This window comes from Serratia sp. root2 (genome assembly GCF_031931805.1).
Classification (GTDB): domain Bacteria; phylum Pseudomonadota; class Gammaproteobacteria; order Enterobacterales; family Enterobacteriaceae; genus Serratia; species Serratia inhibens.
The window spans coordinates 99,763-125,782 of the sequence record NZ_JAUJXB010000009.1; the positions used below are offsets into that span (position 1 = coordinate 99,763).

Here is a 26,020-nt window from a genome sequence, read left to right on the forward strand (position 1 = left end):
TATCTTGAACGTTATTCAGCCCACAGCCGGGAACACCGGCAACAGCAGATACAGCTTAATCACGATCGCGTTGGCGATATCGATAAAGAACGCCCCCACCATCGGCACCACCAGAAACGCCAGGTGCGATGGACCGAAGCGATCGGTAATCGCCTGCATATTGGCGATCGCCGTTGGCGTAGCGCCCATGCCAAAACCACAGTGGCCCGCCGCCAGTACCGCCGCATCGTAGTTTTTGCCCATCACCCGGTAAGTGACGAAAATCGCATACAGCGCCATCACCAACGTCTGCACCGCCAGAATCGCCAACATCGGCAGCGCCAGCGACGCCAGTTCCCACAGGCGCAAGCTCATCAGCGCCATCGCCAGGAACAGCGACAGGCTGACGTTGCCCAGCACCGATACCGCCCGCTCGAATACGGTATAAAAACCGCTGAACGCCAGCGTATTGCTGAGGATCACCCCGACAAACAGCACACAGACAAAGTTTGGCAATTCAAACACCGTGCCATTCAACAGGCCAGCAATAAACTGCCCCAGGCTCAAACAGATGGCGATCATCGCGATAGTTTCGATCATCACCAGCGAGGTGATCAGCCGGCCGCTCTCCGGCTTTTCAAAACCGCTCGGTTGCACGCTATCTTCCGGCGTGCCTTCCGGTGTGGAGGAGTGTTTTACCAGGTAACGTGCCACCGGGCCGCCGATCAGACCGCCCAGCACCAGGCCGAAAGTCGCGCAAGCCATCGCGACTTCAGTGGCGTTTTCAAACCCATAACGCTCGATGAACAGCTTGCTCCAGGCTGCGCCGGTACCGTGACCACCGGATAACGTAATTGAACCGGCGATCAGGCCCATCAACGGATCCAGGCCCAACATTTTCGCCATGCCGATGCCGATGGCGTTCTGCACCACCAACAGGCCCAGCACCACAAACAGGAATACCATCAGCGCCTTGCCGCCCGCGCGCAACCGCGCCAGGTTGGCGTTCAGACCTATGGTGGCAAAGAAGGCCAGCATCAGCGGGTCTTTCAGCGACATATCGAAGCTGATTTCCCAGTTAGCAAACTTTTTCAAGGCTAACAACAGGAGCGCCACCAGCAAACCTCCGGCGACAGGTGCGGGAATAGTGTATTTTCGCAACAGCGGAATGCTTCTGACGCATTTGCCCCCAAGGAGCAAAACCAGCGTTGCCGCGACTAACGTGCCATAAGTATCGAGATGAAACATCCAGGTACTCCCTGTAATGGAAAAGATCCAATAAGAAATAATAAGTTATAGAAAACCACTTAGTTTTTAAAACTTGATGAGTGCGGGATTAGAAGTAAAAAATGCTGATAAGACAAGAAAAAATGAACGAAAATGCGACATAAGCTTGGATATCCCTGGCGTAATCTCTGAGCGCAACCGTTTGCTTTTGCGGGGTGGATCATTAAAATGCCTGCTTTGCCGTTTCTGGAAATGCCACATCATGACCATGCCATCCACCGAGCTTGATGCAGTGCAAAAAGCCTCCGTCACTTCCCACACCAGCGAGCTGATTTATCGCCTGGAAGACCGCCCGCCGCTGCCGCAAACGCTGTTTGCCGCCGGTCAGCATTTGCTGGCGATGTTCGTGGCGGTAATCACCCCGGCTCTGTTGATCTGTCAGGCGCTCGGTCTGCCGGCGCAGGATACTCAGCACATTATCAGCATGTCGCTGTTTGCCTCCGGCCTGGCCTCTATTCTGCAAATTAAAACCTGGGGGCCGGTCGGTTCGGGCCTGCTGTCGATTCAGGGCACCAGTTTTAACTTTGTTTCACCGCTGATTATGGGCGGGATGGCGCTGAAAAACGGCGGTGCCGACGTTCCCACCATGATGGCTGCCCTGTTCGGTACGCTGATGGTCGCCTCCTGCACCGAAATCCTCCTGTCGCGCGTGCTGCACCTGGCGCGGCGTATCATCACCCCGCTGGTCTCCGGCATTGTGGTGATGATTATCGGTTTGTCGTTGATTCAGGTCGGGCTGACCTCCATCGGCGGCGGTTATGCCGCGATGAACGGGGGCAGCTTCGGCGCGCCGAAAAATCTGCTGTTGGCCGGCGCGGTGCTGGCGGTGATTATTCTGCTTAACCGCCAGCGCAACCCGTACCTGCGCGTCGCCTCGCTGGTGATCGCCATGGCGGTCGGCTACCTGCTGGCCTGGGCGATGGACATGCTGCCGGCAAGCCAACCGGTTCCCCATACGGCGGCGATCACTCTCCCCACTCCGCTGTATTACGGCCTGGGCTTTGACTGGAACCTGCTGCTGCCGCTGATGCTGATCTTTATGGTGACCTCGCTGGAAACCATCGGCGACATCACCGCCACCTCAGACGTGTCGGAACAGCCGGTCAGCGGCCCGCTGTATATGAAGCGCCTGAAGGGTGGCGTGCTGGCCAACGGCCTGAACTCGATGCTGTCGGCGGTGTTCAACACCTTCCCCAACTCCTGCTTTGGTCAGAACAACGGCGTGATCCAACTGACCGGGGTTGCCAGCCGTTACGTCGGCTTTGTGGTGGCGCTGATGCTGATCGCGCTGGGCTTGTTCCCGGCGGTGGCCGGTTTCGTGCAACATATTCCTGAACCCGTGCTTGGCGGCGCTACCCTGGTAATGTTCGGCACCATAGCCGCCTCCGGCGTGCGCATCGTGTCACGCGAAAGGCTGAACCGCCGCGCGATCATGATCATGGCACTGTCGCTGGCCGTCGGCATGGGCGTATCCCAGCAACCGCTGATCCTGCAGTTCGCGCCCGACTGGCTGAAAACCCTGCTCTCTTCCGGCATTGCCGCCGGCGGCATCACCGCCATCGTGCTTAACCTGGTGTTCCCACACGAACACGAGAAGCCATAATCCGCCGCGCTGCCTGCCACAAACGGCCGCTTGCGGCCGTTTCAGACTGCTGACAAAGCCTGTTATTAGGGAGAGCGTGCCGAAAGGGTCGTAGCGGCTTGCCGCCGGAGCGCCCCTCGGTGCGCTAGGCCCGGGTATCTCGGGCTCAAAGGCAACGTTGTCATCAACCTCAAACGGCCGCCTGCGGCCGTTTTTTATTGCCTATCAGACCATTGCACTTGAGATGCCCGGCCAATTGCGGCATAAACAGGGTATCTTTTTTGACCGACGCGGAGGTAAACGATGAAATTTATCGGAAAACTGTTGCTGACGTTGCTGCTGCTGGTAGTGCTTGCCATTGTGCTGTTGTACGTCGTTGGGCAAACCGGCTGGGCAGCGGGCTGGTTAAGTCGTTGGATCAGCGATAACAGTGAATACCGCCTGTCGGTGGCAAAAATCTCGCACTCATGGAATCAGCCGGGCCAAATCAGCCTGGAAGACGTCCAACTGGCCAAAAAGAATCAGCCGCAGGCGTTGGTCGCCAAACGGGTCGATCTCGGCCTTAGCCTGCGCCAAATCACCGAACCGCGCTATTTTCACAACGTAACGCTGCGCGACGGTACGCTTACCGTTCAACCGCAAGCCGCGACACTGCCGGTGCAGGCCGATGTGCTGCAGTTGAGCAATATGGCGCTGCAATCCAACGATGAAACCTGGCAGCTCAACGCGCAGCAAGTCAATGCCGGCATTACGCCCTGGCAGCCCAAAGCCGGACATCTGCTGGGAGAAAATAATCAGTTCCAGTTCAGTGCCGGCTCGATGACGCTGAATGGCATCCCGGCTTCGCAGGTGCTGGTACAGGGTGAGCTTAAACAAAACCAGCTGAAGCTCAACAACTTCGGCGCCGATCTGGCGCAGGGCGACCTGACCGGGGTAGCCAGCCGCGCCGCCGACGGTAGCTGGCAGGTGGAACGCCTGCGGCTGAGTGGCGTACGCATGCAAACCCCGCTGACGCTGGCTGAGTTTTGGCAACGCTTTACGGCCCTGCCGCCGGTCACTCTCAAACGTTTTGATCTGATCGACGCGCGGCTGGAAGGCAAAGAGTGGGCGTTCAACGATCTCGATCTGTCGCTGCAGAACGTTACCTTCCAGCAGGGAGACTGGAGCAGCGAGGACGGATCGCTGAACTTCAACGCCAGCGATCTGATCAACGGCGGCTTCCACCTGATCGATCCGATCATGAATATGCGGCTTTCACCGGCCGGTATCGCCATTCAACAGTTCACCACCCGCTGGGAAGGCGGGCTGCTGCGTACCTCCGGCAGCTGGCTGCGCACCAACAACCGCCTGCAACTGGACGAAGTGGCCATCGCCGCACTCGAATACACCTTGCCGCAAGACTGGCGCGCGTTGTGGCTGCAACCGCTGCCGCACTGGTTGGCGGAGGTGTACGTCAACAAACTGACCACCAATCGCAACCTGATCATCGACATTAATCCGGACTTCCCGTTCCAGATCACCGCGCTGGACGGCTACGGCGGCAATCTGCTGTTGGCGCGCGACCACCAGTGGGGTATTTGGTCCGGCACGCTGAACCTGAATGGCAGCGAAGCCACCTTCAACAAAATCGACGTTCGGCGCCCATCGTTAGCGCTAAACGCCAATGACGGGCAGATCAACGTCACCGAGCTAAGCGCCTTTATGCCAAAGGGATTACTGGAAGCCAAAGTCACGGTCAATCAGTTGCCGGGCAAGCCGTTTGCGCTGTCGTTGAACGGGCGCTCGGTGCCGGTGAATACCTTGCAGCAATGGGGATGGCAGCAGGTTCCGCTAGAAGGCGACGGGAATCTGCAGTTGCAATTGAAAGGGTTGCTGAACAGCGATGGGCCGTTTAAATCTTCACTTAAGGGCGAACTGCAGGCCACCGCCGGTGATGGCCGCACGGTCAACCAACAGTTCCCCTAGTCTTTCAAGCCCTCTTCCCGGGGAAGAGGGCCGATGACTCAGCTTTCTATCGCCTCAGAGCCGCCCTGATCCAGCGGCACGTCCGACTCGGCAGGCAGCACCATATAAGTGCCTTCAAATACCGCGCCTTTATCGTCGTCACCGAACAAATGCACCTCAGCCTGCACGCGTGCACGGCGGCCCCGCGCCAGACGAGCCAGATCGCCGCTCAACGAGCTGAGATCCGCCACCGCCCGCGGTCTGCCGGTGATCGGTTTGCTGTAGCGGATATGCGCATCTGCAAGAATAATGGTGCCGCCCAGATGGCGCTCACGCAGCAATAGCCAGATAAGTCCCCAGGCGGTCAGCGTGGCCAGAGAGAACAGGCTGCCGGCAAACAGCGTATGGTGCGGATTCTGATTGCCAATCTCCGGCATGGTGGTGACGAAACGCTGGCCGGTATACTGGCTGATGCGCACCCCCATTTTCTCGCTGAGCGGGATATGATCGTACCAAGCCTGCTGCAATTGGCCGCACCAGTCGGGGCGATGCAAAATATCGTCCAGCGTCGCCACCGGTTTAATCATCAGGAAGTGGCGGATCGGGGTGGTTTGCGGCGCGGTGATCTCGCCCTGATTAACGAAACCAAGCTTGGCAAAGAACGCCACCGCATCCTCACGGGCGCTACACACTACCCGTTTTACCCCTTCCTGGCGTGCCACGGACTCCAGCGTCATCGCCACCAGCGTGCCAAGGCCTTTGTCCTGCACCGTAGGGTCTACCGCCATAAAGCGGATCGCCGCCTCGTTGTCGGCATTAATATACAGTCGCCCGATAGCGACGATTTTACCGCCCTCATCCACCACCATCTGATGGTGCGCCATGGCGTCGTAGGCATCCTTTTCCGAACCCACCGGTTGGTGCAATGGCTTGCGCAGCATTTCCCAACGAAACTGGTAATAATCCTTCAGCTCTTGTTCTGTTACGGGTACTCGTAGGTGATACATAGACGCCTTCTCTCTCAAAATACTTAGACTTGAAGCCAAAACGTCACCGGCCCGTCGTTCACCAGCGCCACTTGCATGTCGGCGGCGAACTCGCCGGTCTGGGTTTCTACGCCGCGTTCGCGGCACTGACCAACAAAATATTGATACAACCGATCGGCTTCCTGCGGTACTGCACCGCGTGAGAAACTTGGGCGCATGCCTTTTTGGGTATCGGCCACCAGCGTGAACTGCGAAACCACCAACAGGCTGCCTCCCGCCTGCCGGACATTGAGATTCATCTTGTCGTTCTCGTCGCCAAAGATGCGGTACCCCAGTACACGCTCACACAGGCGCACGGCTTTTTGCTCGTTATCGTCCTGCTCCACGCCCAATAACACTAACAAACCTGGGCCAATCTTGCCTACCGTCTCTCCCTTGACCGTGACGCTGGCGTTTAGCACCCGTTGAATTAACGCAATCATAACTGCCCTTCTTGTGTCTGATCCTCTTGCTCCGTCTTTTGCCGGCGGTAGTCACGATATTCCCCCAGGGTAACGGTGATTTCCGCGCCGAGTAACACGATACACCAGCTCCAGTAGACCCACAGGAATAAAATCGGGATCACCGCCAGCACGCCGTAAATCAGCTGATAAGACGGGAACATGGTGATATACAGCGCAAAACCCTTCTTGCCGAGTTCGAATAACACCCCGGCCACCAACGCACCGATCAGCGCATCTTTAGGCGGTACGCGAACCGTCGGCACGATGCAATACAGCAGCCAGAACGATATCCAGGACAGGATCAGCGGGAAAATTCGCAGTACTTGATCCACCAGGCTGTTCACGCCAGCCTGCGCCAGCCAGTTGAGCGACAGCAGGTAAGAGCTGATAGCCATGCTGGCGCCCACCAACAGCGGCCCCAGAGTCAGCACCATCCAATACACCGCAAACGAGAATACGATTGGCCGTTTGTTCTTGCTGCGCCAGATGGTGTTCAGCACGCTATCGACCGAGGAAATCAGCAGCAACGCGGTGACAATCAGCCCGCAGGTCCCGACGGCGGTCATCTTGTTGGAGTTGGCGACAAACTGTTCCAGATAGCTTTGGATCACGTTGCCGGCGGCCGGCATGAAATTAGAGAAGATAAAACTTTTCAACTGAACGCTGATGTCGGAAAACATCGGGAACGCGGCAAACAACGCGAACACTACGGTAATCAACGGCACCAGCGACAGCAGGGAAACATAGGCCAAATGGCCCGCCAGCATGGTCAGGCCGTCGCTGTCGACGCGTTTGAACAGCAATCGCCCGAAGGTGACGCCGGGCTTGATCGCAGAAGGCAGCTTTTTACGGCGGAAAAACGACATGGTCACTCCTTGATGTCAGTTTGTACGCCTTAAGCTTAACTCTTCGCGGTCATTGGGCAAAATAAGCCGGCACTACGTCACGATCGGTCACATGTACCGTTTTGATGCCCAGCGCCTGTGCAGCGGCGACGTTGGCCGGATGATCGTCAAAGAACACTGCGGCTTCCGGCGACGTATTTTCGGCGTTTAAAACGTGCAGATAGATGTTGGCGTCCGGCTTGCGCATGCCGATGTCCTGAGACAGGTACAGATGATCGGCGGCCTCGGCCACTTCGGGATAGTGTTGTGGCCAATAGTTGCAGTGCAGACGATTGGTATTCGACAACACCACCACCCGGTGACCTTCGCTGCGCAGGCGTTTCATGATGTCGATCACCTCTGGGCGCAGGGCGACAAACACCGCCTGCCAGCCAGTGGCGAACTGCTCAAAACTGAGGGCGACCCCCATTTCATCACTCAGCCGTTCGGCAAAATCTTCGTCGCTGATTTCACCGCGCTCATGCTGCTGGAACAGCTCGCCCATGGCGAAACGCTCGGACAGTACCGCCAGCGGCGTGCCACTCAAATTGCTCCATACACCCAGTACACGTTTGAAATCGATATCGACAATCACATTACCTAAATCAAAGATATACAGCATAGTCCTCTCCTGATGGGCCGGCGAGATTTCACTGTAGCGGGAAAAGAAGGAGCTGAACAGAGAGCAGATGGAAAAGCGCATAGCGCGCGGCAGAAATGGGGAAAGGTAGAGGAAAAAACTCAGGGCGCAAGAATGAACTGCGCCCTAAGCATGGGACACTAAATCAGCGATTAAGCGTCTTTAGGACCGCGGCTTGCACGCTTACGATCGTTTTCCGTCAGGTGACGTTTACGAATACGTACGGACGTTGGCGTTACTTCTACCAGTTCGTCATCATCGATGAATTCCAGAGCTTGCTCCAGAGACATCTTGATAGCCGGAACCAGAGTCGTGGCTTCGTCAGTACCGGAAGCACGCATGTTGGTCAGCTTCTTACCGGTCAGGCAGTTTACGGTCAGGTCGTTGGAGCGTGAGTGAATACCGATGATCTGGCCTTCATACACTTCCGCACCGTGGCCCAGGAACAGCTTGCCGCGATCTTGCAGACCGAACAGGGCGAACGCTACCGCTTTACCCTGGCCGTTGGAGATCAGCACGCCGTTCTGACGCTGGCCGATTTCGCCCTGGCGTACATCGTCGTAGTGGCTGAAGGTGGAGTACAGCAGACCGGTACCGGAAGTCATGGTCATGAACTCGGTACGGAAGCCGATCAGGCCACGCGCAGGGATCAGGTAATCCAGGCGAATACGACCTTTGCCGTCTGGGATCATGTCCTTAACGTCACCTTTGCGCTCACCCATGGCTTGCATGACTGAACCCTGGTGCTGTTCTTCGATATCCAGCGTCACGTTCTCGAATGGCTCTTGCATGCGGCCATCGATTTTACGGTTGATAACTTTAGGACGGGAAACCGCCAGCTCGAAACCTTCACGACGCATGTTTTCGATCAGAACCGACAGGTGAAGTTCACCACGGCCCGATACGCGGAACGCGTCAGCATCTTCGGTTTCTTCAACGCGCAGCGCAACGTTGTGCACCAGCTCTTTGTTCAGGCGGTCGAGGATCTGACGTGAAGTCACGTACTTGCCTTCTTTACCACAGAACGGAGAGGTGTTGACGTTGAAGTACATGGTTACGGTCGGTTCATCAACAGACAGTGCCGGCAGCGCTTCAACCGCAGTGGTGTCACAGATGGTGTCGGAGATGTTCAACTCGCCCAGACCGGTGATAGCGATGATGTCGCCAGCTTCAGCCACGGCCGCTTCGATACGCTCCAGACCCATGTGGGTCAGAACTTTTGCGACTTTACCGTTACGGGTTTTGCCTTCGCTATCAATGATAGTGATCTGCTGGTTAGGTTTGACCTTACCGCGCTTGATACGGCCGATACCGATAACGCCAACGTAGTTGTTGTAGTCCAGCTGAGAGATCTGCATCTGGAACGGCGCTTCGAGCTCAACCTGCGGCGCAGACACGTGGTCTACGATCGCCTGATACAGCGGAGTCATGTCTTCCGCCATCTCGTTGTGGTCGGTGCCCGCGATACCCATCAATGCAGAAGCATAGATGATTGGGAAGTCGAGCTGCTCATCAGTCGCGTCGAGGTTAACGAACAGGTCGAAGACCTGATCAACAACCCAGTCAGGACGTGCGCCCGGACGGTCAACCTTGTTGATTACCACGATCGGCTTCAGACCATTAGCGAAGGCTTTTTTGGTCACGAAGCGGGTTTGCGGCATTGGGCCATCCATTGCATCCACAACCAGCAGCACCGAGTCAACCATTGACATCACACGCTCAACCTCACCGCCGAAGTCGGCGTGTCCTGGGGTATCCACGATGTTGATGCGGTAGTCTTTCCAATTAATGGCGGTGTTTTTTGCGAGGATGGTAATCCCACGCTCTTTCTCCAAATCGTTGGAGTCCATTACGCGTTCGGTGGCTTCTACACGCTCTCCGAAAGTACCGGATTGTTGCAGCAGCTTATCAACCAGGGTGGTTTTACCATGGTCAACGTGGGCAATAATGGCGATGTTACGCAAATTTTCGATCACAGCTTTGCCTCAGGCATTAGAAATAGCGCGCTATTGTACACGTATTAAGCGAGGTACTAAACAAGATCACAACAGTCTCTTATAAACAACTGTGTACAGGTCAGTTTGTGATCCCTTTCACGGTGCAAAAAGCAGCAGTTGGTGCACTTTTGCACCATTACAGTGCCCCACATCGCCCGAATTGCACCATTTAAGTGCAATGCATCACTAATGGTGCATACTGATTCTGTGCAAAACCCGCGCAGGAAGGCGATTAAAGCGCTTTTGCAAAGTTGGCACAGTTTTCGCTTTAGTCTATTCAAGGCAAAAACAGCCAGTTCCACAGATTCGTTCCACGACGACGACAATGATAAATCCGGGAGAGTTAAGTATGTCCGCTGAACACGTTTTGACGATGCTGAATGAGCATGAAGTGAAATTCGTAGACCTGCGTTTCACTGACACCAAGGGTAAAGAACAACACGTCACCATCCCTGCTCACCAGGTGAATGCCGACTTCTTCGAAGAAGGTAAAATGTTTGACGGCTCCTCGATCGGCGGTTGGAAAGGCATCAACGAATCTGACATGGTGCTGATGCCAGACGCCAGCACTGCGGTGCTGGATCCGTTCTTCGAAGAATCCACCCTGATTATTCGCTGCGATATTCTCGAGCCAGGCACCATGCAGGGCTACGACCGTGACCCGCGCTCAATTTCCAAGCGTGCAGAAGACTTCCTGCGCTCTTCAGGCATCGCGGACACCGTGCTGTTCGGGCCAGAGCCTGAATTCTTCCTGTTCGACGATATCCGTTTCGGCAGCAGCATCCGTGGTTCTCACGTGGCTATCGACGATGTCGAAGGCGCATGGAACTCCGGCACCAAATACGATGGCGGCAACAAAGGCCACCGTCCGGCAGTAAAAGGCGGTTACTTCCCGGTTCCTCCGGTCGATTCCTCACAGGACATCCGTTCAACCATGTGTCTGACCATGGAAGAAATGGGTCTGGTGGTTGAAGCGCACCACCACGAAGTGGCAACTGCGGGTCAGAACGAAGTGGCAACCCGCTTCAACACCATGACCAAGAAAGCCGACGAAATCCAAATCTACAAGTACGTGGTTCACAACGTGGCTCACGCATTTGGCAAAACCGCGACCTTCATGCCGAAACCTATGTTCGGTGATAACGGTTCAGGTATGCACTGCCACATGTCGCTGTCCAAGAACGGCACTAACCTGTTCGCAGGCGACAAATACGGCGGCCTGTCTGAAACTGCCCTGTTCTACATCGGCGGTATCATCAAGCACGCTAAAGCTATCAATGCCCTGGCCAACCCGACCACCAACTCTTACAAGCGTCTGGTCCCAGGCTACGAAGCGCCGGTCATGCTGGCTTATTCAGCCCGTAACCGTTCCGCTTCCATCCGTATCCCAGTGGTTGCCAGCCCGAAAGCGCGCCGTATCGAAGCCCGTTTCCCGGATCCAGCGGCTAACCCATACCTGTGCTTCGCGGCTCTGCTGATGGCAGGCCTGGATGGCGTGATTAACAAAATCCACCCTGGCGATGCGATGGACAAAAACCTGTATGACCTGCCGCCGGAAGAAGAAGCTGAAATTCCAAAAGTTGCAGGCTCCCTGGACGAAGCGTTGGCTGCACTGAGCGAAGACCGCGAGTTCCTGACCCGTGGTGGCGTATTCACCGACGACGCAATCGACGCTTACATAGACCTGCGCAAAGAAGAAATGGACCGCGTTCGCATGACGCCGCATCCGGTCGAGTTCGAACTGTACTACAGCGTTTAAGCCTTACCGCGCCATCTGCGGATGGCGCACCACATTTTAGTTGTCGTTTTTTTGTTGCCGTGGAAACTTTCAGCCCATCTTCGGATGGGTTTTTTTCTCCACCGTATTTTCTGCAAAACTATTCCATACCGCACGCATCGCAGATGGGGTAGCATAGATGCACTAAAAAGGTGCAGGAGTCTGCTGTATGGCAACTGGCAAGCTGCCCGATGCTGGGCAGATCCTCAATTCTCTCATCAACAGCATCCTGCTGTTGGATGATGATCTGGCGGTTCATTACGCCAATCCGGCGGCACAACAACTGCTGGCGCAAAGTTCCCGTAAACTTTTCGGTACACCATTACCCGACCTGCTAGGTTATTTCTCACTGAACGTCGATCTGATGCGTGAGAGCCTGCGTGCCGGTCAGGGCTTTACCGATAGCGAAGTAACCCTGGTGGTTGACGGCCGTGCGCATATCCTCTCCCTGACCGCTCAGGCGCTGCCTGAAGGCTTTATTCTGGTTGAGCTGGCACCAATGGATAACCAACGGCGTCTGAGCCAGGAACAATTGCAACACGCCCAGCAGGTGGCGGCCCGCGATCTGGTACGCGGCCTGGCGCACGAAATCAAAAATCCGCTTGGCGGCCTGCGCGGCGCGGCACAATTGCTGGCCAAAGCACTCCCCGACCCGGCGCTGACCGAATACACCAAAGTGATCATTGAACAGGCCGACCGCCTGCGCAATCTGGTCGATCGTTTGCTGGGGCCGCAACGGCCAGGCCAGCACATTACCCAGAGCATTCATCAAGTGGCGGAACGAGTATGCCAGTTGGTGTCGCTTGAGAAACCGGACAACGTGACGCTGGTGCGCGACTATGACCCCAGCCTGCCGGAAATGGCGCACGATCCGGACCAGATCGAACAGGTATTACTGAACATTACCCGCAATGCTCTACAGGCGCTGGGCGATGAAGGTGGCACTATCACGCTGCGCACCCGCACCGCGTTCCAGATAACCCTGCACGGCACTCGCTACCGATTGGCGGCACGTATCGATATAGAAGATGACGGCCCCGGCGTACCGGCGCAGTTACAGGACACCCTGTTCTACCCGATGGTCAGCGGCCGCGAAGGCGGTACCGGCCTGGGTTTATCCATCGCCCGTAATCTTATCGATCAACATTGCGGAAAAATTGAATTTAACAGTTGGCCAGGACATACCGAATTCTCGGTTTACCTGCCTATTCGCCAGTGAGGTTTTCTATGCAACGAGGGATAGTCTGGATCGTCGATGACGATAGCTCCATCCGCTGGGTGCTTGAACGCGCGCTCACTGGAGCGGGTGTGAGCTGCGCCACCTTCGACAGTGGCAATGCAGTGCTGGAAGCATTGGCCACGCAAACTCCCGACGTGTTGCTGTCTGACATCCGCATGCCGGGTATGGATGGTTTAGCGTTACTCAAGCAGATCAAACAGCGCCACCCTATGTTGCCGGTCATCATAATGACCGCACATTCGGATCTGGACGCCGCCGTCAGCGCCTATCAACAAGGGGCGTTCGATTATCTGCCCAAACCCTTTGATATCGATGAAGCGGTGGCGCTGGTAGAACGCGCCATCAGCCACTATCAGGAACAGCAACAGCCGGCGCGCAGCCAGCCTGCCAACGATCCGGCGGCGGACATTATCGGCGAGGCGCCGGCGATGCAGGATGTTTTCCGCATCATCGGCCGCCTGTCGCGTTCGTCGATCAGCGTGCTGATCAACGGTGAATCAGGGACCGGTAAAGAGTTGGTGGCCCATGCCTTGCATCGCCACAGCCCGCGCGCCAAATCGCCTTTTATCGCGCTGAACATGGCGGCGATCCCCAAAGACCTGATCGAATCCGAACTGTTCGGCCATGAGAAAGGGGCCTTTACCGGCGCCAATCAGATCCGCCAGGGCCGTTTTGAGCAGGCCGACGGCGGCACGCTGTTCCTGGACGAAATCGGCGATATGCCGCTGGACGTTCAAACCCGCTTACTGCGCGTGCTGGCAGACGGTCAATTCTATCGGGTCGGCGGTTATGCGCCGGTGAAGGTGGACGTGCGTATCATCGCCGCCACGCACCAGAACCTGGAACTGCGGGTCCAGGAAGGCAAATTCCGCGAGGACTTGTTCCATCGCCTGAATGTGATCCGCGTGCACCTGCCGCCTCTGCGCGAGCGCCGTGAGGATATCCCGCGTCTGGCGCGCTACTTCCTACAGGTGGCGGCAAAAGAGCTGGGCGTTGAAGCGAAGAATCTGCATCCGGAAACCGAAACCGCACTGACCCGCCTGCCATGGCCAGGGAACGTGCGTCAGTTGGAAAATACCTGTCGCTGGTTGACCGTGATGGCCGCCGGACAGGAAGTGCTGATTCAGGATCTGCCGAGCGAGCTTTTTGAAACCTCCGCACCGGAAGCCGCCGGCCACAGCCTGCCGGACAGTTGGGCTACGCTGCTGGCGCAGTGGGCCGATCGCGCCCTGCGTTCCGGTCATCAAAACCTCTTGTCGGAAGCACAACCGGAGATGGAGCGTACGCTGCTCACCACCGCGCTACGTCATACCCAAGGGCATAAGCAAGAAGCCGCCCGGCTACTGGGCTGGGGGCGCAATACCTTAACGCGGAAATTGAAAGAGCTGGGAATGGAATAGTTTGCGTCATTGATTATAAAAAATACAATCAAGCGCACAAAAAAACGGCTCCCCCAGGCTTTACAGCCTGCATGGCCGCAGTATGATCGAGTCGCACACTCTGGAGGCTCAGGATGTTGGATTCATTCATCGTATTTATTTCCCAAGGCGCAGAGCTTGGCTCTTCCGCCAGTCACACGCCGCAGGCTGCCGTTGCTGCGGTGCTGTGCGCAGCACTGATTAATTTCTTCAGTTGAAAAAGCGGCCGCATCAGCGGCCGTTTTTTTATGCATCAAATAACCCGAGAGAACTGCTGAGTGCGCGCCTGCTGGCGCAGATAGAGATCAAAACACATGCAAATATTGCGGATCAGCAAACGGCCGCGTGGCGTTACGCGAATGCCTTGCTCATCACGCTCCACCAGCCCATCGCGTTCAAAGGGTGCCAACAACTGCAGGTCTTCGGCAAAGTAAGCGGCGAAGTCGATGGCGTACTGCTGTTCAATCGCGCGATAACCCAATTGGAAGTTGCAGATCAGCGTTTTGATTACTTCACGCCGCAGGCAATCGTCTTCCGTCATCGTCAAGCCACGCCACAACGCATTGCCCTGCGCCTCAACGCTGCTGTAATAGGTCTTCAGCTCTTTCTGGTTCTGCGCATAGCTGTCACCTAACATGCTGATGGCGGAAACGCCCAACCCCAACAGATCGCTGTCGCCCTGGGTGGTATAGCCCTGGAAATTGCGGTGCAGCTTGCCTTCGCGCTGAGCTACCGCCAGTTCATCCTCCGGGCGAGCAAAGTGATCCATGCCGATAAACTGGTAACCTGCCTCAGTCAGAGAAGCGATGGTCTGCTGCAGGATATCCAGTTTCTGCTGCGCACTCGGCAAGTCGGCATCCTTGATCTTACGCTGCGCAGCGAACAGACTCGGCAAATGCGCATAGTTGAATACGCTGAGGCGATCCGGGTTTAGCTCCGCCACCCGCTCCAGGGTGAATGCAAAACTCTCCGGCGTCTGTTTTGGCAGCCCGTAAATCAAATCGATATTGGTGGAATTAAATCCCAGTGCCTTGGCGCGAGCGATCAGGGCAAAGATAAACTCTTCATCCTGCTCACGGTTCACCAACCGCTGAACCTCTTTATTGAAGTCCTGCACCCCCATGCTCAGGCGGTTGAAACCTTCGCTGCGTAAATGATCGAGTACGTCCAGTTCAATCTCGCGCGGATCGACCTCGATCGACATTTCCACATCGGGCTGGAAATCAAAGTGTTGCCGCAGCATCGCCGTCAATCTGCTGATTTGCGACTTGCTGAGGTAGGTAGGAGTGCCGCCGCCCCAGTGCATCTGGCCGACCTTACGCCCGGAAAATAACGGGGCGCGCTGGGCGATTTCACGTGCCAGCACCGCCAGATACTCATCAGCCTTGTGCGTCTGACGCGTCACCAGCTTATTGCAGCCGCAGAAATAACAGAGTTTATGGCAGAACGGAATATGCACGTACAGTGACAACGGACGCTCAGGATAACGCGCTGCGGCGCGTTGAAACGCCGCTTCGTCGTAACCCTGGTTAAACTCCAGCGCCGTAGGGTATGAGGTATAACGCGGCCCTGAATAGTTATATTTCTGGATCAGGGCCAGATCCCAGACGATTGCCTGCTCTGACATGCTCACTCCTTCCGATATTTTTTCCTACCGGGCCGGGAAATGGGCAGTTGTCTACGCTGTCTGGCCGCGGAAACGCTGCGAAAACGCGTTTTGCGTTTAGACAGCCGCCATAGTTTACCGAATAACCACAGCAGATAACACATCAAGAGTAGGGCTATTGCCAGGATCGGCCACATGGCGCGTTAAAATACGTCTTTCGGGTTACCGCTTTTCAGCAGTTTCAGGATGTCTTCCTGCTTTTCTTCTTTTTCATCGTCTTCGTCGTCGCCCAGCTCAATGCCCAATTGCTCCATCAGCGCATCGATGCGATCCAGCGTTTGGTCAACGTAAGCCTGATCTTCGGCGTTCAGTGTCGCGCCGTCGTCGATACGATCCAGCAACGCATCCAGACGCTCATCATTTTCCAGTTTCGCCAGCTCTTCTTCCGGCGACAGGCGCGGTTTGGCTTTTGGTTTAGCTTCAGCCACCAGCGCTACCGGCACTTTGCTGCCGATACGCGGATCTTTGACCTGCGCCTCGGCCTTGTTTTTCTGATTAGCAGACTCAACCTGGGTGCGAGAACCGGAAGCGAGACCACGGCGTTTTTTCAAGCGCTTGCGTTCACGGGCTTCCTGATCGAGCTCCACACGGCTTTTCTTTTTCGATTTCGACGTCGCCGCGCTGCTGCGTGGTGCGCGAGGTGCTTTTGATGGCTGGTTCATAGCGTACGCTCTTAGGTATGTAGATTCAGTATAGAGATGCTATACGATTGCGGCGGAATCTAGCAGAAAGCGGACAAAGAAAAAAGGCGGCAGGTTAAACCTGCCGCCTATTTCTCACCCTCTTTCGAAGGATATTCCCGCCACGCACTCCATGCGCACATTCAACATCCTGGTTTTTCCCTCTGCTATAAACGCACTCCCTGCTACTACGTCCTTCATCCTGAAAGAGAAATCGTCCATGGCGCAATCCGTTCGCATCCGCTCTTCCTGAGCGCGCTTCCTGCGGGCATCCTAATTGCAATAACTTCACCATCCTTGTGTTGTTCACACATTCAGGTGCAAACAAGGCGTTCCTGCTGAGGTCATCCTGGCACTCATTGCACTTCCCGTGCGCTCCCTGAGGTTTGTCACCCTTCCCGGATGTTCCTTACTCCTGCACAGCCTTGTGCTGCAATCTACTTTACGCGATTGAGGAAGGCGCTCAAGGTATCTGCCGCGGAATGCTTATCCTCAATAACGCAGAGAAACATTAACTTTTTGTTTTTTAATAAAAAGAATAAAAATCACTTTCGAATAAAGCGACATTACCCACTATTCGAATGGCAAATGTCTCACACACTCAAGGCAACGTGACTGCCATGCCCTGCTGGCCCGGCGCTTAAAAACAGAGAAACACACCATTTTTGCCGCTGATGCAGTTATAATCGCCAACCAGTTAGCCATCCTCGCGGAGACGAAAAATTTTGACCAGCAAGAATTACAATTATCATGTGACCCATTTCGTCACCAGTGCGCCCGATATTCGCCATCTTCCGGGGGATGAAGGTATTGAAGTTGCCTTCGCCGGCCGCTCTAATGCCGGTAAATCCAGCGCGTTAAATACCCTGACCAATCAAAAAGGTCTGGCACGTACCAGTAAAACGCCGGGCCGTACCCAGCTCATCAACCTGTTTGAAGTAGAAGAAGGCATCCGCCTGGTCGACCTTCCGGGTTATGGCTACGCCGAAGTTCCTGAAGAAATGAAACGCAAGTGGCAGCGGGCGCTGGGTGAATACCTGCAGATGCGCAACTGCCTGAAAGGCCTGGTGGTACTGATGGATATCCGCCACCCGCTGAAGGATCTCGACCAGCAGATGATTCAATGGGCAGTCGATGTCGGTACGCCGGTGCTGGTTCTGTTGACCAAAGCGGACAAACTGGCCTCCGGCGCGCGTAAAGCGCAGCTCAATATGGTACGTGAAGCGGTAGTGCCGTTTATGGGCGATATCCAGGTAGAAGCCTTCTCCTCGCCGAAAAAAATCGGTGTAGACAAGCTGAGCCAGAAACTGAATACCTGGTTTAACGAGATCCCGCCGGAAGTGTTACCGGAAGACGACGACACTGCCGGCGAGTAACCTGCCGCAGATGCCGCAATAGCCGATGTGGAAACGCATCGGCTTTTTTATGCCCGTTATTCATAGTGGTAGATGATTTTTCGTTATCTAATTACAGCTTTGACAAAAATCCATCATAATTTCTTATGACGACTTATCGGCAACGACAGAACTGGCGGGCAATAACCGAGGATTTGTCAGAGGATGATGCGTGGGTGAGAATAGGAAAAAACTATGAGTAGGTGTTGTTTTTACAATAAAAAACGCCCCAGTCAATACTGACTGGGGCGGCTAAATATTCAGCCAAATCCGATTACGTGAAGTAAAAGGTCTGAAAGATAGAACATCTTACCTCTGTACCCTACGCCTGTAACTCTACATGATTTTTTCGCAGTGCAAAAGAATTTTTTGTAGTTTACTTACACAATTTAGGGCGCAATAACGGCGAGGTTGGGGAAACAATCGCCGTATATTGTAGCTAAATTACGAAAAGTGCTTAGGTTATCACCAGTTAGCGCCTCAGAGAGGGATCAACGGATGTGCAACCGCGTTATCAATGGGCTTCATCCCAGTTAGCACCCACGCCGACGTCCACTTTCAGCGGTACAGCCAACGTCATGCTGTTTTCCATCAACTCGCGGATGCGCTGGCTGGACGCCTCAATCGCTGACTCATGCACCTCGAACACCAGTTCATCGTGTACCTGCATGATCATACGCACCAATGGCTCATCCTGACCTTGCAGCCAGGCATCCACCTCAATCATCGCACGCTTGATGATATCGGCTGCCGTCCCCTGCATCGGGGCGTTGATCGCCGCACGTTCGGCGGCCTTGCGACGCATGCCATTACTGGATTTGACGTCCGGCAAATACAAACGGCGGCCATCCAACGTGCTGACATACCCCTGTTCAGCAGCCTGCTGGCGGGTGCGCTCCATATACTCCAACACGCCCGGGTAACGCTCGAAATAAAGATCCATATAACGCTGTGCTTCGCCGCGCGGGATCCCCAACTGACGCGCCAGACCGAATGCGCTCATACCATAAATCAAGCCAAAGTTAATTGCCTTGGCGCTGCGGCGCTGCTCATTCGTCACCTTGTCGAGCGGCAGACCAAACACCTCGGCGGCAGTCGCCCGGTGGATGTCTTTACCGGCCGCAAAGGCCTTCAGCAACCCCTCGTCCTGCGACAGGTGGGCCATGATGCGCAGCTCAATCTGCGAGTAGTCGGCCGCGACGATGCGGTAGCCTTCAGGTGCAATAAATGCCTGCCGGATACGGCGCCCTTCGTCGTTACGCACCGGAATGTTCTGCAGGTTAGGATCGCTGGAGGAGAGACGCCCTGTGGCCGTCACCGCTTGATGGTAGGAGGTGTGTACCCGCCCGCTGAACGGGTTAATCATCAGCGGCAGTTTATCGGTATAGGTGGTTTTTAGCTTCGCCAACCCACGGTATTCCAGAATCACCTTCGGCAACGGATAATCCAACGCCAATTCGGCCAGCACCTCTTCGTTGGTCGATGGCGCACCGCCTGGGGTTTTCTTCAGCACCGGCAGCTTTTGCTTTTCATACAGGATCGCTTGCAGCTGTTTGGTCGACGCAAGGTTAAAAGGCTCTTCCGCCAGTTCATGCGCCTGAATTTCCAGCTCGGCCAGACGCTTGGTCAACTCGATGGAGTGGGTGGCCAATATACTTTGATCAATCAGCACCCCGGTGCGCTCGATATGCGACAGCACTGGCAGCAGCGGCATTTCAATCTCATTGAACACCGTCAGCAGTTCGGCACTTTCTTTCAGCTGCGGCCACATCGCCAAATGCAGCTGCAGCGTGACATCGGCATCTTCAGCCGCGTAAGGCGCCGCTTGCTCCAGCGCAATCTGGTTGAAGGTCAGCTGCTTTTTGCCCTTACCGGCGATCTCTTCAAAGGTAACGGTTTTATGGCCGAGATAGCGATCGGACAAGCTGTCCATGTCGTGGCGCCCGCCCACGCTGTCCAACACATAGGACTCCAGCATGGTATCGAAGGCAATGCCGCGCAAGGTGATGTCGTAACGCGCCAACAAACCCATATCAAACTTCAGATTCTGGCCGACTTTCAGCGCTTTCTCGTCTTCCAGCAACGGTTTCAGCGTTTCCAGCACATAGGCGCGATCCAACTGCGCCGGCGCATCGAGATAATCATGCGCCACCGGCAGATAAGCGGCTTCGCCCGGCGCAATGGCAAAGGACAAGCCGATCAGATTGGCGGTCAGGGTATCCAGACCGTCGGTTTCGGTATCAAAGGCAAACACTTCGGCTTTTTTCAGCTTTTTGAGCCAGTCAGCGAAGGTCTCCTCGTCCAGTATGGTGACGTAACCCTCTTGCGACAGCGTCGCTTCCGCAGCAACTTTCGGGTTGTCCACGGCTACGCCGGCAGATTTCACCGCACTGGCCGCTTTCGCGCCGGTGCCTTTTTTGCCTTCCAGCCAGATGCCGGCTTCAACATCCGCCAGCCAACGTTTGAATTCGTACTGTTTGAACAACTGTTGCAGCGTGTCGACGTCTTGCGAAGAGACTGCGAGATCGGCGCAGGAAAGATCCAGCTCTACATCGGTTTTAATGGTTGCCAGCTTATAGGAGAGATACGCCACCTCTTTGTTCTGTTCCAGCTTGGCTGCCATGGTCTTGGCGCCGCGGAAGCTGAGTGTGGCGATGTTGTCCAGGTTGGCATAGAGCGCATCCAGCCCACCAAGCCCCTGTAACAGTGCCTGCGCGGTTTTCTCACCTACTCCGGGCACACCTGGGATGTTATCCGAGGAGTCGCCCATCAGCGCCAGGAAGTCGATAATCAGCTCCGGCGGAATGCCGTACTTATCGCACACCTCTTGCGGACCAAGGATGGTGTTATTCATGGTGTTGATCAGCGTAACGTTCGGTGTGACCAACTGCGCCATGTCTTTATCACCCGTGCTGATCAACACCGCATGGCCGGCCTTTTCGGCTTCCAGTGCCAACGTGCCGATAACGTCATCCGCTTCTACACCAGGCGTGACCAAGAGCGGCAGGCCCATGGCCTTGACCATTTTATGCAGTGGCTCAATTTGAGCGCGCAGATCGTCCGGCATCGGTGGGCGATGCGATTTGTATTCTGCGAACAGCTCATCACGGAAGGTTTTTCCCTTGGCATCAAACACCACCGCAACATGGCTTGGCTGGTACTGCAGCAGCAGGCTGCGCAGCATATTCAGTACGCCGTACATTGCCCCGGTCGGTTCGCCCGCGGAATTGGTCAGCGGAGGGAAGGCGTGATAAGCGCGGTAGAGGTAAGAGGAACCGTCAACCAGGATTAATGGGTTTTCTGCAATTTGGGCCATAGCGTTTCTTTATCGTGATCGGACATAGTGGTAAGCATGCCATAGCTGGCCGCCTGAGACGAACCTTAGCGTGCATTGCGGATGAAAATGATGTGATTATGCGAAGCGATCCGCAAGATCCTGCCTGTGGATAACTTTGTGCATAGAAAAGACAACAGATTATAACGATGGGTTTATCGTTATAATTGAAAATAAAATTCCTATTGAAATCACTGTGTTAAATGGCGTTAATTTGACGAGGAGTATTTATCGACTTTTACACAATTTGTGGATATAACTTGCGCTCGATTTTAATCGCACCATTGATCAAATTTGGCACCTCAATTACCCTAGCACAAGATGAGCAAGTTGCACGAAAACGCAGCAAATGATTATTTCTTCGGCTATCAAAACTGTTGCTGTTAACGAGCACCTTCTCCCCGCCGTTTCTGTTAAAATATTTTTTTGTTCATGCACACCGGCATGTAACGCTGCTCCCATCTACCATCAGCCCATAACCATGCCAAGACTACTGTCCCCTGTTATTTTTATATTTTCTGCCTTGCTTGCCATTTTGGTGACCGTGCTGTGTTCGATCCCCATCACATTGGCCGGTATCGTTAAGCTATTGATCCCTTATCCTGCCATCTGGCGACATATCTCCGCCTTTGCCGATTTTATGATGTGGTGCTGGTGTCAGGGGTTGGCGCTGCTATTGCGCATTAACCGGCAGTTACACTGGGATATTCAAGGGCTGGAGGGGTTGGAACGTAAAAACTGGTATCTGCTTATCAGCAATCATGAAAGCTGGTCGGATATTGTCGTGCTGTGCGTGCTGTTCCGTAATCATATTCCCATGAATAAATACTTTCTCAAACAACAGTTAGCCTGGGTGCCTTTTGTCGGCCTCGCCTGCTGGGCGCTGGATATGCCATTCATGAAACGCTATTCGCGTGGCTATTTGCTCAAGCACCCGGAAAAACGCGGTAGGGATATCGAAACCACACGACGCTCCTGCGAAAAATTCCGCAAACGCCCGACCACTATCGTCAATTTTGTGGAGGGTTCTCGCTTTACTGAAGCCAAGAGAATTAAAACCCGCTCTCCTTATCACAATTTACTCGCCCCAAAGGCCGCCGGTATTGCTTTTACGCTCAGTGCATTAGGCAAGCAGTTCGATAAAGTGTTAAATGTCACCCTGCTTTATCCGGAGAATAGCGAACGGCCGTTTATGGATATGTTGTGCGGCCGGTTAAAGCGCATTGTGGTAAGAATTGAGCTGCTGCCCATCGATGAAACCCTGCATGGCGATTACTTTAACGACAAGCTCTTTAAGCGGCGTTTCCAACTGTGGCTGAATACGTTGTGGCAGGAAAAAGACAGGCTATTGGATAAGTTAAAGCGGCAATATCGTTAAAAAAACGCCGGCTAAGCCGGCGTTCTTCACTTTCTATTTCAGTTATTTCTGCTGGCTGAGGAATTTGACCACATCGGCGAATTGCTTCACGTAAGCATCCATCGAGCTGGTGTCCAGACCATCATTTTTAACCATAAACTTACCGTTAACAAATACTGCCGGGACGCCGCGCAGCTGCAGATCTTCCGCAGCTTTTTCCTGTTGAACCACCAGGGATTTCACAACAAAGCTGTTCCAGGCTGCATCGTAGTCTTCAGCGCTCACGCCCGCTTTGACAAACACGTTACGGATATCATCAGGAGTTTGCACGGTTTGAGTTTTCTGTACGGCTTCAAACATCAGCGGGCTTACTTTATCTTCCACACCCAGCGCCATCGCAACCGCCCAGGCCTGAGTCAGCTGTTTACCCAGCGGCCCCAGAAACTCAACGTGGTATTTGGTCATTTTGGTGCCTACAGGCAGCGCTTTTTTCACATTCTCGGAAACGTGATAAACCTGCTCGAACTGATAGCAGTGCGGGCAATAGAAGGAAAAGAACTCCAGCACCTGAGGCTCACCGGTCACCGGTTTGTCCAGGGTTACATACTGAGAACCATCGCTAAACTGCGCAGCCGAGGCACTGAATGCCATTACCATGCCAACGAGTGCCAACCATATTTTCTTCATAAGACTAAACTCTCCATTATGTTAAAGCTTCAATACATTGGCATCAGCTGCAGAGGGGGTTCCTGCAACAGCTTAACCTGTTCAGTGAATGCCGCGGTCTGAGATAACCAGAAATCAGACTCCGCCATCCACGGAAAACTTTTAGGAAATGCGGGATCCTGCCAACGGCGAGCTACCCATGCCAGGTAGTACACCATTCGCATGGCGCGCAGCGGCTCGATCAACGCCAACTCACTCTGATCAAACTCGGCAAACTCTGAGTAGGCCTCCAGCAAAACGTCCAGCTGCATCAGACGATCACGGCGCTCACCGTGCAACAGCATCCACAGATCCTGTACCGCTGGCCCATTACGTGCATCGTCAAGATCAACAAACAGCGGGCCATCGCGCCACAGAATATTGCCCGGGTGGCAGTCACCGTGCAAACGCCGCGGCTGCCAGTCCAGATGCCAATGGTGTTTTATCGCCTCAATCAGAGCGTCCGTCGCGTTCAGGAAGCTGTCGCGCTGTGCCTTGGGCAACAGTTTGCAGCCAGCCAGCACTTCACGCGGCGCGGTGAGATATTCTTCAATTCCCATTGTAGGACGCTCCACAAACAGGCTTTCACTGCCAACCTGATGAATACGCCCCAGAAAACGGCCAACCCACTCCAGCTGATCGAGACTGTCGATCTCATACTGCCGCCCGCCAACGCTGGGAAATACGGTAAAAAAGAAACCGCCGTGAGTATGTAGCGTATTGCCCTGCAGGGCCAGCGGCGCAACTGCAGGGATCTCCGCCAGGGCAAGATCCCCGGCGAACTGGTGTTCTTCAATAATTTGCGCCGCGCTCCAACGTTCGGGGCGGTAAAACTTCACCACGTAGCGCTTACGATCTTCGTCCATAAACTGGTAGACGCGGTTTTCATAACTGTTCAGCGCCGTTAGCCCGGAATCTACACGCAGGCCAACCCCTTCCAACGCGTCCATGATCAGATCGGGCGACAGGGTTTGAAAATTAAAAGCAGAGTTGTTCATAACAACATTCAGTTTCATTGGGTGACAACACGGTGCCGGGAATGAGAAATAGTAGCATTAATGACAAATTTCACGAGTACTGGTTCATCCCTACCGCACAAATGCTAATCCTTTATAACGCCACGGGCGCGCAGCAAGGCCGTTTTAAAATCTTCTTCGTAGTCCTTTTTCAGTCCTGGGATCTGTTCCGTGCCGGCGCTACCGCGCATTTTCAGATGGTAGATCAGAATATCATCACTCAGTTCAGCCAAATCACCCTGAAAACCGGCTTCCTGCGCCAGTTTTTGCAAAAACTGAATCAGATTGAGATCCGGATCTTCCTGCCAGGCCGGGTGTAACAGCTCAATCAGCTCGTTTACGCGGTGCGTTTTCATCGCAATATCGTCCAATAGAATGAATAAGCACACAAAGTAACAGGCTTACCAACGCAGTGAAAGAAGCAGCTTGTCAATAAAGGTAAATCCTGATGTCTCACCGGCTTTAGCGCTACAATCAGGACGTTAGCCACAATGCAGGATGAGAAATATGCACGAGGACATTACCGGCATTATTCTGGCCGGTGGGCGCGCCACCCGCATGGGAGGGGAGGATAAAGGCCTGATTCAGGTTGCCGGAATACCGCTGTATAAACATGTTCTTACCCGGCTACGGCCACAGGTAGGCCCGATTGCCATCAGCGCTAACCGTAATCAGGCCCATTATCAGGAAAGCGGCCTGCCGACGATTGGCGATTTAACGGCTGACTTTCCCGGCCCTTTGGCCGGTATATTGGCCGGGCTAAGATATGCCGCCACTGAATGGGTCGTATTTGTTCCCTGCGATGTGCCCGATTTCCCCACCACGCTGGTTGAACAACTCTGGCAACAAAAAGGCCACTCACTGGCCGCCTATGCCAGCGACGGGGAGCGCGCGCACCCAACTCTGGCGCTATTGCATACCAGCCTCGCACCTCAGTTGGCGAGTTATCTGGCTCGTGGGGATCGAAAACTGATGCTGTTCCTGGACGCAGCAGGCGCGCGCCAGGTGCCGTTCACGGGTCAACAAACGGCTTTCCACAACCTTAATACGCGAGAAGACTGCCAGCGCTGGCAGCAGGAAAAAGGATTCCACAATGAATAACCCTCTCCCTCCTTTACTGGGCATTGCAGCCTATAGTGGTACAGGTAAAACCACGCTGCTTAAGCAGTTAATACCGTTATTGAGACAGCGGGAAATCCGCGTTGGGCTGATTAAACATACACATCATGATATGGATGTAGATACGCCTGGCAAAGACAGTTATGAATTACGTAAGGCTGGTGCCGATCAAACACTGGTTGCCAGCGATCGCCGGTGGGCACTGATGACAGAAACGCCAGAGCAATTGCCGCTTGATCTGCACTATCTGGCCAGCCGATTTGATCATGACAAGGTAGATATGATTTTAGTGGAAGGGTTTAAACATGAGCCGGTGAGCAAGATCATTCTGTATCGTGAGGATATAGGCAGGCCGCTGGAGGATATGCTGGATGAGTTTGTCATTGCGGTAGCCAGCGATCGGCCTGTTGCAGGGATTACATCTTTGGATCTGAACCAGCCGGATACAATAGCTGCGTTCATAGTCGAATGGTTGAAAGGCGCAGCGTAGCTGCGCCCGTTGTTTCCTCGCA

23 protein-coding genes are annotated in these 26,020 nt (G+C 54.6%); 10 read left to right on the forward strand and 13 right to left on the reverse strand.

Features of this window, described 5'->3' with window-relative positions:
• Window positions 1-15 precede the first annotated feature (15 nt).
• Complete coding sequence (gene gltS, locus QZQ97_RS23860) at window positions 16-1,227, reverse strand: sodium/glutamate symporter (RefSeq protein WP_311995445.1); 1,212 nt, start codon at window positions 1,225-1,227, stop codon at window positions 16-18.
• A 241-nt stretch (window positions 1,228-1,468) separates the two neighbouring features.
• On the opposite strand from gltS, the gene QZQ97_RS23865 reads away from it, so the two are divergent.
• Both QZQ97_RS23865 and QZQ97_RS23870 read left to right on the forward strand, forming a co-directional pair.
• Complete coding sequence (locus tag QZQ97_RS23865) at window positions 1,469-2,869, forward strand: nucleobase:cation symporter-2 family protein (protein WP_311995446.1); 1,401 nt, start codon at window positions 1,469-1,471, stop codon at window positions 2,867-2,869.
• A gap of 282 nt (window positions 2,870-3,151) precedes the next feature.
• On the forward strand, window positions 3,152-4,813 hold the full coding sequence (locus QZQ97_RS23870; protein WP_311995447.1) for an AsmA family protein: 1,662 nt from the start codon (window positions 3,152-3,154) through the stop codon (window positions 4,811-4,813).
• A gap of 38 nt (window positions 4,814-4,851) precedes the next feature.
• On the opposite strand, the gene fabY is transcribed toward QZQ97_RS23870, so the two are convergent.
• The 5 genes from fabY to typA all read right to left on the reverse strand — a co-directional run bounded on the left by fabY (window position 4,852) and on the right by typA (window position 9,781).
• Complete coding sequence (gene fabY / locus QZQ97_RS23875) at window positions 4,852-5,799, reverse strand: fatty acid biosynthesis protein FabY (protein ID WP_311995448.1); 948 nt, start codon at window positions 5,797-5,799, stop codon at window positions 4,852-4,854.
• A gap of 23 nt (window positions 5,800-5,822) precedes the next feature.
• Entirely contained in the window at window positions 5,823-6,260 is a 438-nt protein-coding gene (gene dtd, locus QZQ97_RS23880) for a D-aminoacyl-tRNA deacylase (protein WP_311995449.1), read from the reverse strand.
• On the reverse strand, window positions 6,257-7,147 hold the full coding sequence (locus QZQ97_RS23885; RefSeq protein ID WP_311995450.1) for a virulence factor BrkB family protein: 891 nt from the start codon (window positions 7,145-7,147) through the stop codon (window positions 6,257-6,259). The genes dtd and QZQ97_RS23885 overlap by 4 nt, the downstream gene beginning before the upstream one ends.
• A 49-nt stretch (window positions 7,148-7,196) precedes the next feature.
• Window positions 7,197-7,787, reverse strand: a complete 591-nt coding sequence (gene yihX / locus QZQ97_RS23890; protein ID WP_311995451.1) for a glucose-1-phosphatase — start codon at window positions 7,785-7,787, stop codon at window positions 7,197-7,199.
• 170 nt (window positions 7,788-7,957) lie between these two features.
• Window positions 7,958-9,781: a ribosome-dependent GTPase TypA gene (typA, locus tag QZQ97_RS23895; protein WP_006320180.1), complete on the reverse strand. Its 1,824-nt coding sequence runs from the start codon at window positions 9,779-9,781 to the stop codon at window positions 7,958-7,960.
• Between the two features lie 370 nt (window positions 9,782-10,151).
• Between typA and glnA the strand changes: the two genes are divergently transcribed.
• The 4 genes from glnA to QZQ97_RS23915 all read left to right on the forward strand — a co-directional run bounded on the left by glnA (window position 10,152) and on the right by QZQ97_RS23915 (window position 14,455).
• On the forward strand, window positions 10,152-11,561 hold the full coding sequence (gene glnA, locus QZQ97_RS23900) for a glutamate--ammonia ligase (protein WP_004953429.1): 1,410 nt from the start codon (window positions 10,152-10,154) through the stop codon (window positions 11,559-11,561).
• Between the two features lie 187 nt (window positions 11,562-11,748).
• On the forward strand, window positions 11,749-12,798 hold the full coding sequence (gene glnL / locus QZQ97_RS23905; protein WP_311995452.1) for a nitrogen regulation protein NR(II): 1,050 nt from the start codon (window positions 11,749-11,751) through the stop codon (window positions 12,796-12,798).
• Window positions 12,799-12,806: 8 nt separating this feature from the next.
• Entirely contained in the window at window positions 12,807-14,219 is a 1,413-nt protein-coding gene (gene glnG / locus QZQ97_RS23910; protein WP_006320184.1) for a nitrogen regulation protein NR(I), read from the forward strand.
• 113 nt (window positions 14,220-14,332) lie between these two features.
• Complete coding sequence (locus QZQ97_RS23915) at window positions 14,333-14,455, forward strand: YshB family small membrane protein (RefSeq protein WP_006320185.1); 123 nt, start codon at window positions 14,333-14,335, stop codon at window positions 14,453-14,455.
• A 35-nt stretch (window positions 14,456-14,490) separates the two neighbouring features.
• Here QZQ97_RS23915 and hemN read toward each other — a convergent pair whose 3' ends face one another.
• The gene (gene hemN / locus QZQ97_RS23920; protein WP_311995453.1) at window positions 14,491-15,864 is read right to left on the reverse strand and encodes an oxygen-independent coproporphyrinogen III oxidase; all 1,374 of its coding nucleotides are present in this window, start codon (window positions 15,862-15,864) and stop codon (window positions 14,491-14,493) included.
• Between the two features lie 182 nt (window positions 15,865-16,046).
• On the reverse strand, window positions 16,047-16,565 hold the full coding sequence (gene yihI / locus QZQ97_RS23925) for a Der GTPase-activating protein YihI (RefSeq protein WP_311995454.1): 519 nt from the start codon (window positions 16,563-16,565) through the stop codon (window positions 16,047-16,049).
• A 743-nt stretch (window positions 16,566-17,308) separates the two neighbouring features.
• Here yihI and yihA point away from each other — a divergent pair.
• The gene (gene yihA / locus QZQ97_RS23930) at window positions 17,309-17,959 is read left to right on the forward strand and encodes a ribosome biogenesis GTP-binding protein YihA/YsxC (protein WP_262241228.1); all 651 of its coding nucleotides are present in this window, start codon (window positions 17,309-17,311) and stop codon (window positions 17,957-17,959) included.
• Between the two features lie 278 nt (window positions 17,960-18,237).
• Here the strand turns inward: yihA and QZQ97_RS24590 are convergent, their stop codons facing one another.
• A complete protein-coding gene (locus QZQ97_RS24590) occupies window positions 18,238-18,285 on the reverse strand; it encodes a spot 42 RNA, inhibition of DNA synthesis (RefSeq protein ID WP_071892919.1) in 48 nt (15 codons plus the stop codon).
• A 206-nt stretch (window positions 18,286-18,491) separates the two neighbouring features.
• Window positions 18,492-21,293: a DNA polymerase I gene (gene polA / locus QZQ97_RS23935; protein ID WP_311995455.1), complete on the reverse strand. Its 2,802-nt coding sequence runs from the start codon at window positions 21,291-21,293 to the stop codon at window positions 18,492-18,494.
• Between the two features lie 499 nt (window positions 21,294-21,792).
• Between polA and QZQ97_RS23940 the strand changes: the two genes are divergently transcribed.
• A complete protein-coding gene (locus tag QZQ97_RS23940) occupies window positions 21,793-22,689 on the forward strand; it encodes an acyltransferase (RefSeq protein WP_311995460.1) in 897 nt (298 codons plus the stop codon).
• Between the two features lie 42 nt (window positions 22,690-22,731).
• Here the strand turns inward: QZQ97_RS23940 and dsbA are convergent, their stop codons facing one another.
• The 3 genes from dsbA to QZQ97_RS23955 all read right to left on the reverse strand — a co-directional run bounded on the left by dsbA (window position 22,732) and on the right by QZQ97_RS23955 (window position 24,745).
• Entirely contained in the window at window positions 22,732-23,355 is a 624-nt protein-coding gene (gene dsbA / locus QZQ97_RS23945; protein ID WP_006320191.1) for a thiol:disulfide interchange protein DsbA, read from the reverse strand.
• A 29-nt stretch (window positions 23,356-23,384) separates the two neighbouring features.
• Window positions 23,385-24,371, reverse strand: a complete 987-nt coding sequence (locus QZQ97_RS23950; protein ID WP_311995456.1) for a serine/threonine protein kinase — start codon at window positions 24,369-24,371, stop codon at window positions 23,385-23,387.
• Between the two features lie 104 nt (window positions 24,372-24,475).
• Window positions 24,476-24,745 (reverse strand): YihD family protein, encoded by a 270-nt coding sequence (locus QZQ97_RS23955; protein ID WP_004953469.1) that lies wholly within the window; start codon window positions 24,743-24,745, stop codon window positions 24,476-24,478.
• A gap of 151 nt (window positions 24,746-24,896) precedes the next feature.
• Between QZQ97_RS23955 and mobA the strand changes: the two genes are divergently transcribed.
• Window positions 24,897-25,490: a molybdenum cofactor guanylyltransferase MobA gene (mobA, locus tag QZQ97_RS23960; protein WP_311995457.1), complete on the forward strand. Its 594-nt coding sequence runs from the start codon at window positions 24,897-24,899 to the stop codon at window positions 25,488-25,490.
• Complete coding sequence (mobB, locus tag QZQ97_RS23965; protein WP_311995458.1) at window positions 25,483-25,998, forward strand: molybdopterin-guanine dinucleotide biosynthesis protein MobB; 516 nt, start codon at window positions 25,483-25,485, stop codon at window positions 25,996-25,998. Before mobA ends, mobB begins: the two co-directional genes overlap by 8 nt.
• Window positions 25,999-26,020: the final 22 nt, after the last annotated feature.